This is a genomic window from Vibrio sp. BS-M-Sm-2 (assembly GCF_041504345.1).
GTDB classification, from domain to species: Bacteria; Pseudomonadota; Gammaproteobacteria; order Enterobacterales; family Vibrionaceae; genus Vibrio; species Vibrio satsumensis.
The window spans coordinates 3,501,369-3,520,387 of record NZ_CP167894.1; the positions used below are offsets into that span (position 1 = coordinate 3,501,369).

The window sequence follows — 19,019 nt, forward strand, 5'->3', positions numbered from 1 at the left end:
TGTCGCTCGTGAAGCGTTACGCTGAAAGCTCTTTACGAACTATCTCTGCGCCAGCGCTGAGAGCATTTAGCTTAGCTGAGGCGATTTCGCGAGGAAGGGGCGCCATGCCGCAGTTAGTGCAAGGGTAGAGCTTGTCTGCATCAACATATTTAAGTGTTTCTCTTAGAGTGCTAGCCACTTCTTCCGGTGTTTCGATGGAATCGGTTGCAACATCAATAGCGCCAACCATCACTTTCTTACCGCGAACAAGCTCAAGCAGTTCAAGTGGTACATGAGAGTTGTGACATTCTAATGAGATGATATCGATATTCGACTGTTGCAACTTAGGGAAGACTTCTTCATATTGGCGCCACTCAGTGCCTAATGTCTTTTTCCAGTCTGTGTTTGGTTTGATGCCGTAGCCATAGCAAATATGTACAGCCGTTTCGCATTTCAGCCCTTCAATGGCTCTTTCCAAACAAGCGATACCCCAGTCATTCACTTCATCAAAGAACACGTTAAATGCAGGTTCATCGAACTGAATAATATCAACGCCTGCAGCTTCAAGTTCTTTTGCTTCTTCGTTGAGGATCTTTGCAAATTCCCAAGCCAGTTTTTCACGGCTTTGGTAGTGCGCATCGTAAAGTGTATCAATCATGGTCATAGGCCCCGGCAGAGCCCATTTGATAGGTTGGTCGGTTTGCTGACGTAAGAACTTTGCATCTTCAACAAATACAGATTTTTGACGAGAAACAGGGCCAACCACTGTTGGTACACTTGCATCGTAACGGTCGCGGATTTTAACGGTCTCACGCTTCTCGAAATCGACACCATTCAGGTGTTCAATGAACGTGGTCACAAAGTGTTGGCGGGTTTGTTCTCCATCACTCACGATATCGATGCCGGCTTGTTGTTGTTCATGCAGAGACACGCGCAGTGCGTCCTGCTTGCCATCCGTTAATTCGTCGCCTTCCAGTTTCCATGGAGACCAAAGTGTTTCTGGTTGCGCTAGCCAAGATGGCTTAGGCAAACTGCCTGCTGTTGAAGTCGGTAATAGTGTTTTCATAATAATTCTGCCTGTCCTTAGATTCCCAAAGTGGATCGTATGTTTCCTAATGCGCGTAAAATAGAACGATTACAGCGCGTAGTTGGCAGACCAGTTTTCTAGTACCGACTGGTATGGCTTAATGAAGTTTTCTTCTGCGAACTTACCTTGTTCAACAGCTAGCTTGCTTCGTTCTTCTCGGTCATACACGATTTGAGTCAGTGAGTGATCCAAGTTTTTCAAGTTTGGTTGGTAGCAGTTACCCGCAACAGCGTTCGCGTTGTAGATCTCAGGGCGGTAGATCTTCTGGAACGTCCCCATAGTGCTGATGGTGCTGATAAGCTCTAGGTTAGAGTAATCGTTCAGTAGATCACCAAAGAAATAGAAAGCCAGAGGAGCAACACTATTTGGCGGCATGAAATAACGAACTTGTAATCCCATCTTCTTGAAATATTGCTCAGTTAAAGAAGATTCATTAGGTTGGTATTCAAAGCCTAATACAGGGTGTTGATTTTCAGTTCGGTAATAGGTTTTATTATCTGACACGCTTAAGCAAATAACAGGTGGCTTATTAAAGTTCTTTTTGTAAGCGTCAGAGTTAACGAAATACTTAAATAGCTTGCCGTGTAAATCACCAAAATCGGCTGGAATGCTGAATTTATCTTGGCCTTTATTATGATCCAATAGACGTACGCTGAAGTCATAATCACGAACATAAGAAGAGAAGTTATTACCGATAATACCTTCAATGCGCTCGTTCGTTTTGTGGTCCAGGATATTGGTTTTCAGCACTTCAATTGAAGGGAATGCTTCGCCGTTGCTTTCAATGTCCATATCAACAGAAATGATTTCAAGCTCTACAGAGTAGCGGTCGCCCTTTGGGTTGTCCCAATGTGCTAAGGCATTGAAACTGTTGTCTATCATCTGTAGTGCGTTACGTAAGTTCGCTTGACGGCTGTCGCCGCGAGCCAAGTTAGCAAAGTTAGTTGTGATACGCGTGCTGTCTGCAGGCTGGTAGTTTTCGTCGAGGCTAATGCTCTTAATCGTAAAATTAAATTCTTTATTCATGCTGATTTGGTATCCCAATTTATTTTCTGATTCTCTCGGTCTTTAGTATTAAAACTGCTTTATTTTTTGCTTTTGACCAGATTAAGAATCGAAGGCTATGCTGTCTGACATTAATGCTTAGTAGAATTAATGTCGTATAAATTTATTCGCTTAAGGTTTTTATACGTGGATAGGTTCATCATTAACAATGGTATTACTTCACATTCAACATGAGGAATATTCATGATCTATTATGTTTGAATATTTAAGTAGGTGTCAGTTATATTAATTATCTTGATGGAAATATAACCACATTAATAGTGTGTTATTTAAGACAATTAATTGAATAAGAGATGGATGAAATGAGTGAATTGCTGTTGTTGATTTTCTACTGTGCTTTACTAGGCAGTGGTGTTGGGTTTCTCGCCGGTTTGTTAGGTATTGGCGGAGGGCTGATCATTGTTCCCGTCCTAAGCAGCATTTTACTTTATTTAGACGTTTTACCGTCTGACCAAGTGGTTGTCGCGGCGATTGCAACCTCGTTGGCATCGATACTATTCACCTCAACGTCTTCTGCACTTGCTCACCATAAGAATGGAAACGTGCCTTGGGATCTAGCGCCTTGGATCATGTTGGGTGTTGCTCTGGGTGCACTGATTAGCGGCTTTATGGCGGCTCTGTTGCCAGAAAAAGTCGTTCGTATTGTGTTTGCTGTGAGTGTGGTTCTCATTGCGATCAAGATGTTCTTGAGCAGCAAAAATGATGCACCTAAAGAACGAAAACTGCCAAACAAAGGTGTGCTAACTGTTCTGACAACCATTACGGGTGGTTTGTCTGCCATGATAGGGATTGGTGGCGGTGCATTGTTGGTTCCGTTATTAACGTTCTTCTCTGTCGATATGAAAAAGGCGATTGGCTGTGCGTCGGCTTGTGGCATTGTGATCGCGCTATTTGGCTCGATTGGTTACATCAGTTCGGGTAGTAGCCATTTTGCTTTAACTGATGGATTCGCGGGTTTTGTTTATCTACCAGCGTTATTGGGTATCGTGTGTACGTCTTGGTTTACGGCCCCCTTAGGCGCAAAAGCGACAAACCATTTACCGGTCCCAACCATCAAGAAGATTTTCTCAGTATTGTTGGTTGTTATCGCGGCAAGCATGGTGGCTCGTTAATTTCTGATAGTTCATGACCTATCTGGCTGATGACTTAATTAGATATTTATGTGTGAAACGCCACGTAAATGTCTAATTGCGATCTGAGCCCTTCAATAGTGTAATTCTGCCCTTTAAATGCATCACTGCTCATAATAAACTTATTCTGTTTTATAAATATCTCGAATATGCTCAAGCGCTTACCCAAAGGAATCTATGATGGCACGGGAAATCTCATTTAAAGGTAATGGGCCGCAATGGAACGTTGTTTTATCAATGACGATAACCTATGCGATCGTATCTCTGATGATCAGTTTCTTTTATCAAACTGAATTGCAGCTTTTCCCTTTCATTACCTCAATTACCCTCATGACTTTGGTTTACATGTTTGCCTCAAGGCTCACGAAAAGCCATTTGTCTTTAGATGATGGAAACGTGTATTTGCATGGCATTAAGGCGAACCTAGCGGTTAAAAAGTCTTTGTTTGGTCATTCTTTTATTGAAGTGAAATCCTTAACCGAAAAAGGTTACCACAAGGTGAATATTCGCAAAGGGCAAGTTGAGCTATCTGATTGGGATCTGTTGTTGAGTAAGGCGACACAATCACACTGATTAGATACGGGTTAATGAGAGCCGAATAAGAGCAGTCATCAGGCTGCTTTTTTTGTCTGCCTACATTTATACGATTATGTCTATGAGTCTGTTGATAAAATCTTGTTGTTTAACCGGATTCACTGCTATAGCTAAATGTACTTGTTCAGATTAAGGGAATGCTAAAGTGAGTGGTTTATGGATCCGTTAACACAGGGTGTGCTAGGCGCTTCTTTGGCACAATCGGCGAGTAAAAAACAACATTTGGTGGTCGCTGGGGTATTAGGGCTACTCTCTGGATTGGCGCCAGATTTAGATGCACTGATTAAGTCTCAGAGTGATCCTTTGTTGGCTTTGGAGTTCCATCGGCAATTTACACATTCACTCTTCTTTATCCCAATTGGCAGTTTGATCTGTGCTTTGGCTCTGCATCATCTGATTGCAAAAAGGCGCGGACTTTCTTTTAAGCAAAGCTGGCTGTTTTGTGCACTGGGTTACGGCACTCACGCACTGTTAGATGCTTGTACTACTTATGGTACACAGTTGCTTTGGCCTTTCACCAGCGCGCGTTTTGCTTGGAATACCATTTCAATCATCGACCCTGTTTATACACTTCCCATCTTAATATTGCTTGTGTTTGCAAATTGGAAACGAACACCTTGGTTGGCTCGTATTGCGTTTCTGTGGGCTTTGATTTATCCGACGCTAGGAATGATTCAGCGAGATAGGGCAGAGGCGATTGGATGGCAATTAGCGCAAGAAAGACAACATGAGCCGATTCGATTAGAGGCAAAACCGAGCTTTGCAAATATCTTAGTGTGGAAAGTGGTGTACGAAACAGAATCCCGATACTACGTAGATGCTATTCGAGTTGGCACCTCCGTTAAAACCTATTCTGGAGACTCTATTGTTAAACTGAATGTGAGTCAGGATTTCCCGTGGCTTGACCCTAATTCACAGCAAGCAAAAGACATTGAACGTTTTCGTTGGTTTTCAAATGGTTATATTGCACAAGATCCAATAGATGATCTGCGTGTTATCGATGTTCGATATTCAATTGTACCGAACCAAATGAAAGCACTTTGGAGCATCAAATTATCTCGGTCTGCTGATGCAGAGACACATATAAAGTACGAAACACACAGGGACAACACCCCCGAGTCTAGACAGATCTTTCTAGATATGTTGAAAGGCAATTAATGGTAAGGGGTCTTGAGAGTAAAAGGCTGAGTCAGATGATCTGCTCAGCCTTTTTTGATCGTTGTTCTAAACAACCTTTGCTTATTAGCTAATTAAAGGTAACGACTTCTGAGGTGATCTTTGAAGTACTGTGCATTCAAGGTTTCACCCGTTGCTCCTTTCACCAAATCATCGGTGTTAAGCAGGCTACCTTTACTCCAAATGTTCGACTCTAACCAAGTGAAGATAGGCGATAGGTCACCACTTTCAATCACAGCGTTCACATCCACCGTTTTCTTCATTGAAGCCATGAACTGAGCCGCGTACATCGCACCTAGTGTGTAAGATGGGAAGTAACCGAATGCGCCGTCTGTCCAGTGAATGTCTTGCATACAGCCATTTGTGAAGTTGCCTTGAGTGCTTAAACCAAGGTAAGACTGCATCTTAGTGTTCCAAAGTTCTGGGACATCAGTGTGTTTGATTTTGCCGTTGATCAAGTCACGTTCAATTTCGTAACGCAAGATAACGTGCGCTGGGTAGGTCAGCTCATCGGCATCAACACGGATGAAGTCTTTCTTCACGCGAGTGTAGATCTTCTGGAAGTTATCTTTCTCAAATTCTGAGCCTGAGAACTGTTGTCCTGCTAGGTTGGCTAAGTGTCCGATGAATGGATCGCTGCGACCAACTTGCATTTCGAAGAACAGAGACTGAGATTCATGGATACCCATAGAGCGAGCCTCACCTGCTGGTTGGCCCGCTAGGTGTTTAGGTAAACCTTGTTCGTAACGTGCATGGCCCGTTTCATGGACGATGCCCATTAAGCTTTGAACGAATTCAGCTTCATCGTAGCGAGTTGTGATACGCACGTCTGAAGGCACGCCGCCACAGAACGGGTGAACACTTTCATCTAGTCGGCCGTGTTCAAAATCGAATTGTAGAAGCTTCATCACTTCTAGACCAAGTGCTTTTTGTTTCTCTGTCGAGTAGATACCAGATGGCGCGTTAAATTGCTCGCTCGACTGTTTTTCGATGACTTCGTCAATCAGGTTTGGTAGCCAGGTTTTAACGTCTGCAAACAAGATATCAAGCGAAGCAGAGCTGGTGCCCGGTTCGTAGATATCCAGCATCGCATCATAAGGGGTCAAGTTAGCGGCGTCTGCGCGGATTTGTGCTTCTTCGCGCGATAGCTCAACCACTTCACGCCAGTTCTTTTCAAAACCAACCCAGTCGTTTTCTCCACGTTGGCTACGCCACGCATGTTCACATTTTGAACCCGCTAGAGATTTCGCTTCAACCAGTTTTTCTGGAAGTAGGTTAGCTTGTTGCCATTGGCGTTTGATTTCACGTAGGGACGATTGTTGCTCGTTATTCAGTGTTTCGTTTTCAGCGTCTGCAATCCAAGCGCCGAGTTGTGGCTGAGTCATTAGACCGTGAATATGAACAGAAAGCTCGGCCATCGCTTCACTACGTGCTTGATTGCCGCCAGCCGGCATCATGGAAGCTTGGTCCCAACCACAAATAGAGGCTAGGTGCTGAAAGCGTGAACATTTTTGAGAGTGTTCGACTAGTTTTTTGAATGCGCTCATTTGACTACTCTTAATTTGGTTTCTTTAAATGACCCATAAGGCTGCATCAGTTTAAGGGGCATCTCGATGTTTAGTACTTTGAAGTTGGTCACTTCACTTTGTTTCTGAGGCTGTTCTTCTCAGTAGAAGATATAGCTTAAACAAGGTAGGGCAGTGATATGCCAGTAATTTACTATTTGTTAACAAATTAAACTGTACCATTGTGCACAAAATCAGTGACTTGTATAGCTGGTGGCAATTGTTGCTTGCGAATTGTTCAGATACACGGTATTGATGATAAATCGCTGAACAAGAATGACAATGATATGGATATTTTGAACTTTGAGGCATTTCTAATTGCCATCACTATTTTAACGCTAACGCCGGGTTTAGATACGGCATTGGTAATTCGTAATACGAGCCGTTCTGGCTTATCTGACGGTGTAATGACCAGCTTTGGTATCTGTAGCGGTCTTTATGTGCACGCTTTTTTCTCTGCGGTGGGTATCTCTGCGATTCTTGCTCAATCAGCTGAACTCTTTCAAGCCGTAAAAATGGTGGGTGCGGTTTACCTAATTTGGCTTGGTTTAAGCAGTTTACGCGCTTTGATGAAAAATGGTGGCGGGTTGAAGGTTGGCGAGCAAGCTCATCAAGCTTACAGTGCAAAACGTTCTTTGCGTGAAGGTTTCTTATCTAATGTGCTTAACCCAAAAACGGCGGTTTTCTATTTGGCTTTTCTGCCTCAATTTGTAAACCCTGAAGGCTCGCCTTTATTGCAATCTATGTTGATGGCTTCAGTCCACTTTATGATTGCGATGGTGTGGCAATGTGGTTTAGCTGGTGCATTGAACTCGGCTAAAAACTTGCTCAAGAATGCGAGTTTTATGAAGTGGATGGAAGGCGTGACTGGCATGGTACTAGTGGGGCTAGGCGTTAAGCTTCTAATGGAAGAGCCTGTGTAGTTCACTGTTTTTTACTGAACATGAATATATGAAAGCCCACGACGTGTCGTGGGCTTTTGTCTTTAGGGTGAATCGAGTGTTTTGGCAAATTAAGTGTTAAAGGTGAGTCATTGTGTTATTCAATAATGCTGATGTTCATCTCAGCACCTTCGAAACCTAAGTCACTCAACTCATCAGCATTGAAGTTGGTGGTGACTTCAATATCGCCAATACGTTCGGTAGTTTCGTTAACGGAATCTGTACTTCTTTTGCTACGTAGATTGTTGGTAATCGGTGTCGCTTGGCCAATCTCAATAGTACCTGCAAATTGAGAGTCTGCGTAGAAGTCACCCGATACATAAGAGTGGAATGGACGTAAGCTTCCGCCAGTCGCGTATTGCATGCTTGATAAGCCAGCTTCTTTAATAGCCCAGCCCCAATCCCACCATTTTGTTTCACCTGGAATGTATCGGTGATCCCATTGGTAGCGAATGTCTGCAGATTTATCACTACCGCGACCCATAGTGAAGGTGTGAGCTCTGTAAGGGCGGTTGTCTGGGTGTGTATGCCATGCGTTGCCACCCCAACGGAGGAAGCCGTTAAACTCAACATCGTAGCTAATGTCGGCGTTGAATCGGTACGGGTAGGAGATACTTGAACGATACAACTCAACTCGAATCGGAAGCTCTGAGTTGGCTGGGACCATCGGGCGCGCTTGAAGTGTCACTTGCTCGCTAGTGGAGCCCCCATTTGATTTAGAGAAGCTTTGGTTGGCTTCGAACTTAATGGTGAGCTTAGTTTCGCCAACAAGAGGCCACTTAAACGTATTCTCTGTTTGAACACTTTGTGAGAACCCATAGCTGTTCGTTTTTGACCAGTTTGTTGACTCATCCACTTTCAGGTCGACAACCACTTGTTGCGCGATATTACTGTTGTTTCTTGCTGTTGCGTAAACGGTCTTAACCAGTTCACGATCTGATTCGACAACATCACCATGCCAAAAGTTATCGTCGTTAACGGTGTAGGCAAAGTTGTCGACGGTGATTTTAGTTTTTTCCCCACAGCGATAACCGCTACAAGAACCACCATTGTTTCCTTGTATCACCCAGCTGTCGCCAGAGCGATTTATTGTCATGTCTTCGCCAACGTACTGACTGTTATTGCCGCCAACCCATGCGTATCCAAGGTTGTGAGCTAGATAGCTTAGTGGGCGAACAAAATCGTTACGGTTATTGACCAACTCATATTGAACATCTAACTCGCTACCTTCTGGAACTGATTTAGCAGAGTAGTTTGGAATCTCAGACTGGTCATTGTTCGGATAACAGAACGTTTTGCCGTTGGTTGTATCTTGTTTAATAAGGCCATTATATCCCGGGCCCATGATCACCCAGTTTCCTTTTAAGCCTGTGATCTGCCAAGTGCCCATTCTAGCCAGCAAAGCACTCTTTTGCTCTTCGGCTTCAAAGCGGTCTAACGGGCGATAGCCAGAGCGACATACATCGTCACCAAGTTGGTCATGGACTATTTGGTCTGGGTAAATTTTTGCGTTTACGCCAGTAGATAGAACAGACAACACTGCGGTTGCTAAGAGACTTCTGTTTATTCGGATCATTAACAATTCCCTCATTTGTAATTTTTCTATTTTGATAATGTTTTTTGTGCCATGCAGTTAACAAGACAAGTTCACTTTTTCATGTTGATAAATAGATAGATACTGAAAAGGGTTGAATTAATTTACCTTTTAAATTCAACGGTTTGTATTGTTTGATTTGTTTTTTGGTGAAAGAGAGTGTAACTAAAAAGAAAATGTTTGATGAGGCTCAAACCGTTTTTAGAAAAATGAGGAGTTATGATTGATACATTAACGTCAAATAGTTTTTGACGTGGTCTATCGCGAGTGAAATGAATGGTTAAGTACGAGAGGAGACATATTATTCACATCGTTTTTATTTGATGTAAATATCAACAGGAAAGCGATAAATCAGATTTGGATGTTTAAATTTAATCCAGTGTTTTAAACACTCGATTAATTGAATGCTCAAAATACAAGAGATGTTTATTGATGCAGTAATAAATTTAACCATCCATTTTTTATGTGTAATATTCAGAACGATGTTAATTAAAATAAAGTGAATTTAACTGGTGGCCAAACGGCGACAAATTATCGTTTAGCCAAAAGTTGTGTTCTTCCATTATTACATGTCCGAATGATGGCAAACAGATCATTTGAACTTAATATATCAACCTTAAGTGTTAAAGGGTCATTGTTGATAAGCAGGTAGGGCGACAACAAGCTGTCATTCATCGCTTTATTTATTTTTTGCACGGAGAGTAAGTCGATAGTGCCAGCTATTGAAAAGAATAGGGATTGAGAAGGGCCGGCCTCACCTCTAAACCGTAGAACAATCGGGTCGGGCATGCTGTCATCTTGGACGGACATTAGGTGTAGAACCTCGTTATCGCTTATTTTGGTGAGTCCATTGGTTCGTAATACATTTCCATCTAACACAAGATCTACCACGCTATGTTGATAACGGTGCTCTTCTTGGGGTGGAGAAGAAGGAATACTCCATATACCAATCAATAACGCTAACGAGGAAAACAGAGCTACAAATGGCATCATAATTGGCCTCTCTTTAGGAATAATTCTATCTCTTCACTCGCTCGGTCTAATTGCGTGGCCGTGTAAAAGATATTGATGGACTGACGTGTCGTCTTGTTGAGTATGGAGAGTTCTGAATAGCCGGGCTCATCGCTGATGTATGCCACGCAATCACATTGGTATTTGTAGAGAATAGCCTCTAGTTCTGGGCTTAAGGACACTTTTGTTTCCTGAAAAACTTGGACCTGCCCAACCCATTGTTCATTAAGCCGGTTAAAGGGCGTGATATCCCCAAGGCTTTTATCGTGAACCTTAGCAAAAGCCAATAATGCCGAGGACAACAATAAACAACCCGTTATGAAATAACACAGCCTGTTTTTGTATAAGCTGACCTGAGAGTAAGTAAGTGAAGTCGATTTGGATTCAGGTGTATCGTTGCTCGCAATAGAGGCCGCAATATTACTTTGACCGAGCGGGACTTGCTCGCTGACAGGCGTGAGGGGAATCGTCACTTCGCTTTGTGGTTGCGAGTCAATAAAGACGCATTCATCAATAAGTCGGTAACCGACCTTTGGCACTGTGACGATGGGTGTTTCTCTGATGCCAAGTTTAACAAATCCTTGGCGAAGCAAACTGATACATTTCGCAAGTGACGTATCCCCAATGAACTCGCTTCCCCATGCGAAACTAATAATATCTTGTTTGTTCACAATCTCGGGTGAGTTTTTAAGTAATAACTCTAAAACGCGAGTTTCACGATATCCTATTTTAATAGAACGTTCGTCGTTATAAATACGGTTTTTAATCGGGTCAAATCTGATCATATAGCCAACGTTTTATTTTTATTATAATTCTCTCAACAATTTAGATGACTATAAACTGACTATTATATGAATTAAAGTCACATGTTTTATTCTGGTGTGTTTTTGCGTGGTTCAAACAAAAGCATTCTTCATTTTTTATGAAAGAAACTCTGCTATCTAGTCACAATCTGTTAAATATAAGTAATATCTAATTAAGTTTTGATTTTATTAGGGAACTTTTAATTAGAGAGTATTGGCTTAATCTTTGTCTCTAATTTAATTAGAACAGTGCTCTAATTAAAATCTTATTTTATTTGTGGGTATACGGTAGTAATAATTTAGTCAGTTTAAGTATTGAATGGATAGAAAAAAGCCCGCACTTGAATGCGGGCTTTGGTTCAATCAATTCTGATTATGCTTTTACAGCTTCACAATCGTTTGAAGACGTTAAAGGTTTGAAGAACAGCTTAGTTTCTTCGATAACCACGTGGCGTAGCAAAATAAGGCCGATCAGGTTTGGAATTGCCATCAGGCCGTTCACGATATCGGCCATTATCCAGATCATGTCGAGCTTTAGGAATGCTCCAGAAGCCACTAATGCGATGAATATTATCTTGTAAGGCAATACTGCTTTGGTACCTAGCAAGAACACAACGCAGCGCTCACCGTAGTAGTTCCAACCTAAAATTGTTGTAAACGCAAAGAAGATCAGGCCAACAGAAACCAACATAGGGCCAAGGGTGTCTGCATTCAAACCAACGGCGAATGCATGAGTGGTCATCGCAGCACCAGACAGGTCCGTTTGCCAAGCGCCCGTTAAGATAAGCGCCAAACCTGTCATGGTACAGATGATGATGGTATCGAAGAAGGTACCTGTCATAGATACAAGGCCTTGCTTCACGCATGAATCTGTTTTTGCAGCCGCCGCCGCCATTGGTGCGCTACCTAGACCAGATTCGTTCGAGAACACACCACGAGCGATGCCTGATTGGATAGCAAGCATGATGCTTGCACCAAAGAAACCACCGGTTGCTGCTGTGTTGGTAAACGCAGAGGTAACAACAAGGGTAATAGCATTCAACAGTTGGTCTGCATTTGAAATCAGAACGCTTAAACATGCGACAACGTACATAACCGCCATCGTAGGAACAACTTTCCCTGCCACCTTAGCGATAGATTGAATACCACCAAGGGTTACCACTGCCACTAGTATCGTTAGAACGACAGCAGACATCTCACGAGAAGCACCAAATGAAATTTGAGTTGCGTCTAAGATAGCGTTTACTTGTGGGAAGGTACCAATACCGAAGCAGGCAACACCGAGCGCGAAGACAGCGAACATTACCGCCAAGATTCGTGAGCCGACACCGTATTGCAGGTAGTACATTGGGCCACCAACCATTTCGCCATTGCTATCGGTTCTGCGGTATTTAACGGCAAGTAGACATTCTGCGTATTTGGTCGCCATGCCAAATACAGCGGCAAGCCACATCCAGAATAGGGCACCAGGGCCACCAATCTTGATTGCGGTCGCTACACCAACGATGTTACCTGTACCAATGGTTGCGGAAAGCGCGGTACACAAAGCGGCAAAACTTGATACGTCACCCGTACCGGATTTGTCTTTGCTGAATACCATTTTTAGCGCGGTTGGGAGGTGTCTAAACTGGAGTAAGCCTAAGCGAAAAGTAAAGTAGATACCTGTACCCACTAGCAGAATAAGCAGTGGTGGTCCCCAAACGAATTGGTTGATGGTTTGTAGTGTAGCTTGTAGGTGGTTCATAGATTCCCCTTAATAAATTAAAAAATTTAAGGAGAAGAGGGAAGGCAGTGCAGATCACAGGGATCGGGAGCACTACTTAATACATACGGATTTCTAGATAGAATTCTTTTGTTAATTAAGGCTGTTGCTTTCCACTCCTCTGTCCTTTTGCCTGAGAGTTTCACTTAGCGAATCACTTATAGATAAGTAACGGGCACTAAGCTTGCTCCTTCGGCGACCGATCTAACGGTTCTCTCCAGAGGTTCCTCCAACGACAGTCCTCACTTTTCTGGATTTCTCCAGCATAAAGCACCTGAAAGATTTACTTCTTCGGCGGGTCAATCTAACTAAATGTTAATATTTAGTTAAAAACCACTCTCCTGCAGTCTTCATCGGAACAATTACCTAAATAATTAGGTAATCTGTAGGCGTATCCTAGATCATATAAAATGTGATGTCAGCTACAAAATATCTGTTTGCACAAATGTTGTTCAACTAAATGATCAAACAACGAGTCTCTGACGTAACTTGCTTATTTAAATGGTATAAAATAGAGAAACAAGGAGGAGTTATGACTCGACTAATAGCGATTGTTTTTTTATTGGCTTTGGCATTTGTACTATTTCGTTACCGGACAAACGAAAAACTGCAAAAAGGGGTTGTGATAGTTATCGTTAGCAGCTTCCTTTTGTATACTGCCAGCTTGATGATTTCGGAGTTAACTCGTTAAACCTCTCTGTAAACAGTTGGGATGAATGTGTTAGCAAAGCTTAAGTGCTTCTGGCTTGAGCGATAGGTTTAACTGAGCCTACACTATCAGTATTGGCATCAGTGCCAGTGACCGCGTAACGTTAAACAAATTTTTGGGAGTACCCGCTAGTGAACCAGCAATCTGGACAAAGCGAACAAGATGAAGTGGTTGTTATTGAAGAACGCGATAAGCGCAGTCAGCTCTATATCGGCATTGCTGCGGTTATAGGTTTAGCGCTGGGTGGCTTAATCGGTTCTACAGTCACGGCTTCGAAGTGGGAGTCCACTTATCAGGTACTCGAAACCCGTTATCAAGAATTGCGCGACAGTAAAACAGAATTGATGACGTCGGTTGAAGCTAAAGTGGCAAAAGTTGATACCGAGATCGACGCCAAAGTCGAAGTTGCGCTAGCAAAGCAAGTGGAAGAGCATCAAAAAGAGCTTCAAGAGTTAGCGAAACAATCTGCGGTTTTAGAAAAGGCGAACTACTCGTTAGAGCAGCAGTTAAACGAACAAAAGCAAACGCTAGATAAAACTGAGCAAGATAATCAAAAGCTAAACCGTCAGGCGGATATGCAGTCGACCTTGTTTGAACGTTCTCGTGAACTGTTCCGTAAAGAATTACAAATATCTCAAGAACTTGAAAAGCTTGAGAAAGAAAGAGACGAGCTTGAACAGAACCTTGGTTCACTTAAGAAAGCGTGTGATGTGTTCTTAGATGGCACATCATGGGATGCGAAATCTGACGCGTGTGAGAAACAAGATAATGCCAACTCTAGACTGAGTGATATCAGACAGATGATTGAAGTCCACACCATGGATCTCAAGCAAATCAAAACACTTACTGAAGAGATGGGTTTATAAACTCAAACCTTTAATCATTCATCTTTGGTTATCGCTATAACTATTCAAACGCCCACATCATGAAAATGGTGTGGGCGTTTTTCGTTCCAGGTTATTTTTGTAGGTGAGCTGGACAAGTTTGTAAGTGCTCTACAAACATCGATATCTTCTTTGCTAGGTGTTTTCTTGATGCGTAGAAAGCATACAAGACCAAATCTTCAGGCTTATACTCAAGCTCAACGACTTCTAGAGAGCCTGCCTTGATGTCTCCGAGACAGGCTTCGAGTGGCAATATAGAAAATCCAAGTCCAGCTAAGGCACCGGCTTTGGCGAGGCTTCCACTGTTTACTCTAAATGATGAATTTACTTTTTGGGTAATCAGTTCACCATCTGTGCTCTTGAATATCCAGGGTGTTCCATTCAATGCTGTTAAGCTGCTAATACAGGGTACGTGGAGTAAATCTGTTATTTGAAAAGGGCGCTTGGAGTCTTGAATTAACTTTGGTGCCGCAACAACTACACTCGGCCAACGTCGAATTTCTCGCGCAATCCAATTACTATCGGCCAACTTACCTCGACCAAAACTCAAGATAACATCAAACCCATCAAGCAGATCGCCTTTGGGGCTCAAGCTCGTATCACAACAGAGTGAAACTTTGGGGTGCTCAGTACAGAACGAAATTACAGCCTGCGCGAGAGCAGGTGTGTCTGGCATCAATACTCTTAATTGCCCCTCTATGCCGTGTGAATATCGTGTTACTCCCTCTAGTGCTTCATTAAGCTGACCTAATAGGGGTTGTGTCGATTGGTATAGTTTCTCGCCGGCTTCTGTTGGCGCTATTTTTCGGGTGGTTCTTTCAAACAACCGAGTGTTGAGCTTTTCTTCTAATAGGGCTATGTGGCGGCTAACGTTTGATGTTGGTAAATCTAAAAATTCTGCTGCTCTTTTAAAGCTATTGTTCTCGAAAACGCTATGGAAGCTTCTAAGCCATTGCTGTTCTATTTGATCGATCATCTTTATCCCAAATTCTTGGATTATGTAACCAACAATAGCTACTTTGTTGACCTGTTTCACTTTGTACAATAACACCATTACCAATCAGTACAGTAGGGTGAAATTTGTTCATTATAAATCGTATTAAGTCTTTGTTGCCAAGTAAGACTTCGTTACCACGTCGCGTTGTTTTTGGTTGTTTTGTTATTCACTTCTTAGTTGCACTTGATGCTCTTATTATTGTCCCGTTAAGTTCAACAATAAGCTTAAGCCTAGAAGAAGATGCCTCACAAGCTGGTTATCTTGTTTCTGCGTATGCGATCGCAGCGGCAATCATATGTTTATTCACGAAAGGCACAACAGACCCGGATAGAGAAATAAAAAGAGTATGTATCTGCGTTGTAGGTTTAGCTATGACAACTTGGCTATCAACGTTGATCACTGATTTTAATGGTTTGCTTGCTTTTAGAGTGATCTCGGGATTTTTCGGTGGGGCATTAGCTGTTCTAAATCTGAATTATCTTACCTTGCGCTCTGGTGACAGTGATCGAAAGCGAAACATCGCTGTATTACTGAGTTCGTTTCCATTAGCGTTAAGTGTGGGTGTACCAGCGCTTATTATTTTGTCCTCCGTGAGTGATTGGCAAATGAGTTTCCAGGTGATTGCTGGCTCACTATTCATGATTGGTGTCGTGGTGTTTCTGTCACCATCAATTCTATCAAAACCAGAAGATACAAAGTCGATAGGCACAGATAATCAGCCATTTACGTTAACTGAATTTCTATATAGTCGGGATCTTCGTTTTGCGGTTTGTTTGGCATTCGGCACCGTGCTCGGTACTTTTCTGATCTCGACTCAGTTTCCAGTTATGCTCGAGGTGAACCTAGGAATATCGCCAACTTTACTAGGGTATTGCTATGTGATTAGCGGGACCTGTTCTTTTGTTGCAATGCAAATCTTCGGGCGTATTCGAGTTTCCAACAAAGCGGTTTTCCTCCTTATTACATGCTTATCATTGGCGATGGTTATTTCTATCGTCTTGGGTTTTAGTTCCTTAAATGTCGGAAATGCAGCTGCTGCTTTTATTGTATTTGTAGTGGTGAGCTCAACACGAACTTTAGTGATATCTGTTGAGCTGATTAACGCTCTTAGTCCTAATAAACGTATGCTTTTAATTCGTATACAAAGTTCCCTACAACATTTTGCTGTCGGATTTGGAGGGCTGTTTAGTAGCTCCTTGGTACAGTCGCAATCTGACTCATCTTTGGATTTTGATGTTTTGGTCTATGTCGCAGTTTGTATTGTTCTGTGTGTTCCTTTGCTTTGGTGCGCTCATAACAGAGGGAAGGGCTTACATACTGCTAAGTGACCACAAGTGCTCATTGCATTTTTGAATGGTTCATAGCCGTTTTCACACTATTACCAAGCTATTCGTGATTAGAGCCGTAAAATAGTTTTAATATGTGCTTAATTGAATATTCGGTGACAGTGCACGCATATTTATAGGGTTGAGAAACAGCATAATAGCGTTGTTCTAGGATGAACACGCGGTCTGTTGTCATTCTTTGATTAGATCATCTCAATGGACAGGGAATAAACCATGAATGAATATCAGTGTGAGAACTGCACCATGGCTTATTGTTTCGATGATTGTCGTTTGTCACTAGCACAAAAAGAGATGATCGAAGTAGAAGAGTTGGTTCGTCGTATCGACGTTGAGCACGATAGTGAAAAGAGTCAGCAAGGCATTGAGGATAGCTGCTAGCCTAACAATTCAAACATAAAAAATCCCCACAAGCAAAGCTGGTAGGGATTTGGATAAGTTGCAGTCCTGTTCTCGCTTTCTCAAGCAAAGGGGCTTACAAAAATTTTTAGAACAGTGTTATTTGACGATAAGCACTGAAGAGAAATTATTTCTCGTAAGTTTTAATTTCGCCAGATTTCACGCGAGCAACAAATGATTGCAGTTCCTTCTTCACAACTGGCATCAAGAAGTACAGACCAAGAATGTTGAAGATAGACATTGCAAAGATAGCCGCGTCAGAGAAGTCGATTACCGCGCCAAACTGAATCGTGGCACCAATAACAACAAACACACAAAACATCACTTTAAAAATCAGTTCCGTTGTTTTGCCTTCACCAAATAGGTAAGTCCACGCCTTAAGACCGTAGTACGACCAAGAGATCATTGTCGAAAACGCAAACATGATTACCGCAAGAGCGAGTGTGTATTTAAATACTTCTGCAGTTTCAGTAAACGATGCTGCAGTAAGTGTTACACCCGTTAAACCAGAACCATCGAATGGACCTACATTTAAGCCAGCGATAGTGATAACCAATGCTGTCATTGTACAAATGATTACCGTATCAACGAACGGTTCTAATAGTGATACTAGACCTTCGGTGATTGGCTCTTTTGTTTTAACCGCTGAGTGAGCGATAGCTGCTGAACCTACACCTGCTTCGTTCGAGAATGTTGCACGCTTCAAGCCTTGGATTAACGCACCAATGAAGCCACCAACGACACCTTCACCAGTAAATGCACCTGTAAAGATTGCGCTGAACGCAGGACCAACTTGATCAAGGTTAGAACCGATTACAATCAGAGCCATACCGATATACAGAGCAGCCATCCAAGGAACAACTTTTTCCGTTACCGATGCGATAGAAGGCATACCACCAACAATCACAGAGAAAACTAAAGAGGCGAGTACAAGGCCAGTGATCACACCGTATTCGCTTGGTACATCAAATGCGTAAGTTAGCATCGCGTGTGCTTGGTTAGCTTGGAACATGTTACCGCCACCCAATGCACCTAAAATACACATCAGTGCGAAGCCAATAGCGAGCACTTTGCCTAGTCCACCTAAACCTCTTTCACCAAGGCCTTGGCTTAGATAGTACATTGGACCACCCGAAACAACACCTGAAGGTAGGATAGTTCGGTATTTCACACCTAAGGTACACTCACAGAACTTAGAAGCCATACCCAGAAGGCCACACAAGATCATCCAGAATGTCGCGCCAGGACCACCAATCGCAAGTGCAGCACCCACACCGGCAATATTACCAAGCCCAACAGTTCCAGAAAGCGCGGTTGTTAACGCTTGAAAGTGAGAAACTTCCCCTTCGTGTTTGGAACTAGGGTCTGTGTACTTACCTTTAATAATGTCTATTGCCATCCCGACACGTTTAAATTGAACAAAGCCAAAGTAAACAGTAAAGATAATTGCAGCGAGCAATAGCCAGCCAACAATTATTGGAAAGCTTGCTTCACCTACAGGGACGCTTTTAAATATCAGTCCAACGAACCAACCTGTGTATTCGTTGAAAAATCCATCAACACTTTGACTTAAGTTACTGATAGCTTGATTAAATGATCCTTCTTCTGCAAATGCACTGGAACTAAATAATAATATAAACCCAAAAAATAATTCACGTAAGTTTTTCATGGTTTTCCCTGTCTTTTTTATTAAATTATGTTTGTTGCTGTTGTGTTTGTTTTCTATTTGCTTTGTATATTTCAGTAACTTATCCACTTCATTCGACGGCAACATAAACGGTTGTAGCTGGGTCGAAAAACGAAATAAATATAAGTACTGATCTTGCTTTATATGTATATCCTTTTGGTATGTGCACCAATAAGACTATGGTATTCGGCCTACTAAGTCTTACTGATAAGCCTATACATAAAAATAATGTCATCAAAGAAATTTTTACAATAAATTTACAATTGTACGAGTTTCGTCATTGTTTGGGTATA

At 42.3% G+C, this 19,019-nt stretch carries 16 protein-coding genes and 1 riboswitch; of the genes, 7 read left to right on the top strand and 9 right to left on the bottom strand.

Features of this window, described 5'->3' with window-relative positions; translation table 11 throughout:
- Positions 1 to 16: 16 nt before the first annotated feature.
- Both AB8613_RS15860 and AB8613_RS15865 read right to left on the bottom strand, forming a co-directional pair.
- Positions 17 to 1,045, bottom strand: coding sequence for a methionine synthase (locus AB8613_RS15860; RefSeq protein WP_372384124.1), 1,029 nt, complete (start codon positions 1,043 to 1,045; stop codon positions 17 to 19).
- Between the two features lie 69 nt (positions 1,046 to 1,114).
- Positions 1,115 to 2,092: a DUF1852 domain-containing protein gene (locus AB8613_RS15865; protein WP_372384125.1), complete on the bottom strand. Its 978-nt coding sequence runs from the start codon at positions 2,090 to 2,092 to the stop codon at positions 1,115 to 1,117.
- 341 nt (positions 2,093 to 2,433) lie between these two features.
- Here AB8613_RS15865 and AB8613_RS15870 point away from each other — a divergent pair, with 341 nt between their 5' ends.
- The 3 genes from AB8613_RS15870 to AB8613_RS15880 all read left to right on the top strand — a co-directional run bounded on the left by AB8613_RS15870 (position 2,434) and on the right by AB8613_RS15880 (position 5,013).
- Positions 2,434 to 3,243 (top strand): sulfite exporter TauE/SafE family protein, encoded by an 810-nt coding sequence (locus AB8613_RS15870; RefSeq protein ID WP_048659762.1) that lies wholly within the window; start codon positions 2,434 to 2,436, stop codon positions 3,241 to 3,243.
- 195 nt (positions 3,244 to 3,438) lie between these two features.
- On the top strand, positions 3,439 to 3,834 hold the full coding sequence (locus AB8613_RS15875) for a hypothetical protein (protein WP_372384126.1): 396 nt from the start codon (positions 3,439 to 3,441) through the stop codon (positions 3,832 to 3,834).
- A gap of 177 nt (positions 3,835 to 4,011) precedes the next feature.
- Entirely contained in the window at positions 4,012 to 5,013 is a 1,002-nt protein-coding gene (locus AB8613_RS15880) for a metal-dependent hydrolase (protein WP_372384127.1), read from the top strand.
- Positions 5,014 to 5,105: 92 nt separating this feature from the next.
- Here the strand turns inward: AB8613_RS15880 and AB8613_RS15885 are convergent, their stop codons facing one another.
- Complete coding sequence (locus tag AB8613_RS15885; protein ID WP_285954434.1) at positions 5,106 to 6,578, bottom strand: carboxypeptidase M32; 1,473 nt, start codon at positions 6,576 to 6,578, stop codon at positions 5,106 to 5,108.
- 305 nt (positions 6,579 to 6,883) lie between these two features.
- Here AB8613_RS15885 and AB8613_RS15890 point away from each other — a divergent pair, with 305 nt between their 5' ends.
- Positions 6,884 to 7,519: a LysE family translocator gene (locus AB8613_RS15890; protein WP_048659471.1), complete on the top strand. Its 636-nt coding sequence runs from the start codon at positions 6,884 to 6,886 to the stop codon at positions 7,517 to 7,519.
- A 115-nt stretch (positions 7,520 to 7,634) separates the two neighbouring features.
- Here the strand turns inward: AB8613_RS15890 and AB8613_RS15895 are convergent, their stop codons facing one another.
- The 4 genes from AB8613_RS15895 to AB8613_RS15910 all read right to left on the bottom strand — a co-directional run bounded on the left by AB8613_RS15895 (position 7,635) and on the right by AB8613_RS15910 (position 12,689).
- A complete protein-coding gene (locus AB8613_RS15895; protein WP_372384128.1) occupies positions 7,635 to 9,113 on the bottom strand; it encodes an aerolysin family beta-barrel pore-forming toxin in 1,479 nt (492 codons plus the stop codon).
- A gap of 549 nt (positions 9,114 to 9,662) precedes the next feature.
- On the bottom strand, positions 9,663 to 10,124 hold the full coding sequence (locus tag AB8613_RS15900) for a hypothetical protein (protein WP_372384129.1): 462 nt from the start codon (positions 10,122 to 10,124) through the stop codon (positions 9,663 to 9,665).
- Positions 10,121 to 10,927 (bottom strand): winged helix-turn-helix domain-containing protein, encoded by an 807-nt coding sequence (locus AB8613_RS15905; RefSeq protein WP_146489949.1) that lies wholly within the window; start codon positions 10,925 to 10,927, stop codon positions 10,121 to 10,123. Before AB8613_RS15905 ends, AB8613_RS15900 begins: the two co-directional genes overlap by 4 nt.
- A 391-nt stretch (positions 10,928 to 11,318) precedes the next feature.
- Entirely contained in the window at positions 11,319 to 12,689 is a 1,371-nt protein-coding gene (locus AB8613_RS15910; RefSeq protein ID WP_017059726.1) for a sodium:alanine symporter family protein, read from the bottom strand.
- Positions 12,690 to 12,818: 129 nt separating this feature from the next.
- Positions 12,819 to 12,938, bottom strand: a riboswitch (glycine riboswitch).
- Between the two features lie 609 nt (positions 12,939 to 13,547).
- Here AB8613_RS15910 and AB8613_RS15915 point away from each other — a divergent pair.
- A complete protein-coding gene (locus tag AB8613_RS15915; protein WP_146489950.1) occupies positions 13,548 to 14,282 on the top strand; it encodes a chromosome partitioning protein ParA in 735 nt (244 codons plus the stop codon).
- A 91-nt stretch (positions 14,283 to 14,373) separates the two neighbouring features.
- Here the strand turns inward: AB8613_RS15915 and AB8613_RS15920 are convergent, their stop codons facing one another.
- Entirely contained in the window at positions 14,374 to 15,276 is a 903-nt protein-coding gene (locus tag AB8613_RS15920) for a LysR family transcriptional regulator (RefSeq protein ID WP_372384830.1), read from the bottom strand.
- A 104-nt stretch (positions 15,277 to 15,380) separates the two neighbouring features.
- On the opposite strand from AB8613_RS15920, the gene AB8613_RS15925 reads away from it, so the two are divergent.
- Both AB8613_RS15925 and AB8613_RS15930 read left to right on the top strand, forming a co-directional pair.
- Entirely contained in the window at positions 15,381 to 16,625 is a 1,245-nt protein-coding gene (locus AB8613_RS15925; RefSeq protein WP_372384130.1) for an MFS transporter, read from the top strand.
- Positions 16,626 to 16,856: 231 nt separating this feature from the next.
- Positions 16,857 to 17,021, top strand: coding sequence for a hypothetical protein (locus tag AB8613_RS15930; protein WP_372384131.1), 165 nt, complete (start codon positions 16,857 to 16,859; stop codon positions 17,019 to 17,021).
- Between the two features lie 145 nt (positions 17,022 to 17,166).
- Here the strand turns inward: AB8613_RS15930 and AB8613_RS15935 are convergent, their stop codons facing one another.
- A complete protein-coding gene (locus tag AB8613_RS15935) occupies positions 17,167 to 18,708 on the bottom strand; it encodes a sodium:alanine symporter family protein (protein WP_146489951.1) in 1,542 nt (513 codons plus the stop codon).
- Positions 18,709 to 19,019 lie beyond the last annotated feature (311 nt).

What these genes read in the sequence shown, in the direction of transcription:
- AB8613_RS15860 (WP_372384124.1), bottom strand. Translation starts at nt 1,045, where the DNA reads ATGAAAACACTATTACCGACTTCAACAGCAGGCAGTTTGCCTAAGCCA.
- AB8613_RS15865 (WP_372384125.1), bottom strand. Translation starts at nt 2,092, where the DNA reads ATGAATAAAGAATTTAATTTTACGATTAAGAGCATTAGCCTCGACGAA.
- AB8613_RS15870 (WP_048659762.1), top strand. Translation starts at nt 2,434, where the DNA reads ATGAGTGAATTGCTGTTGTTGATTTTCTACTGTGCTTTACTAGGCAGT.
- AB8613_RS15875 (WP_372384126.1), top strand. Translation starts at nt 3,439, where the DNA reads ATGATGGCACGGGAAATCTCATTTAAAGGTAATGGGCCGCAATGGAAC.
- AB8613_RS15880 (WP_372384127.1), top strand. Translation starts at nt 4,012, where the DNA reads ATGGATCCGTTAACACAGGGTGTGCTAGGCGCTTCTTTGGCACAATCG.
- AB8613_RS15885 (WP_285954434.1), bottom strand. Translation starts at nt 6,578, where the DNA reads ATGAGCGCATTCAAAAAACTAGTCGAACACTCTCAAAAATGTTCACGC.
- AB8613_RS15890 (WP_048659471.1), top strand. Translation starts at nt 6,884, where the DNA reads ATGGATATTTTGAACTTTGAGGCATTTCTAATTGCCATCACTATTTTA.
- AB8613_RS15895 (WP_372384128.1), bottom strand. Translation starts at nt 9,113, where the DNA reads ATGATCCGAATAAACAGAAGTCTCTTAGCAACCGCAGTGTTGTCTGTT.
- AB8613_RS15900 (WP_372384129.1), bottom strand. Translation starts at nt 10,124, where the DNA reads ATGATGCCATTTGTAGCTCTGTTTTCCTCGTTAGCGTTATTGATTGGT.
- AB8613_RS15905 (WP_146489949.1), bottom strand. Translation starts at nt 10,927, where the DNA reads ATGATCAGATTTGACCCGATTAAAAACCGTATTTATAACGACGAACGT.
- AB8613_RS15910 (WP_017059726.1), bottom strand. Translation starts at nt 12,689, where the DNA reads ATGAACCACCTACAAGCTACACTACAAACCATCAACCAATTCGTTTGG.
- AB8613_RS15920 (WP_372384830.1), bottom strand. Translation starts at nt 15,276, where the DNA reads ATGATCGATCAAATAGAACAGCAATGGCTTAGAAGCTTCCATAGCGTT.
- AB8613_RS15930 (WP_372384131.1), top strand. Translation starts at nt 16,857, where the DNA reads ATGAATGAATATCAGTGTGAGAACTGCACCATGGCTTATTGTTTCGAT.
- AB8613_RS15935 (WP_146489951.1), bottom strand. Translation starts at nt 18,708, where the DNA reads ATGAAAAACTTACGTGAATTATTTTTTGGGTTTATATTATTATTTAGT.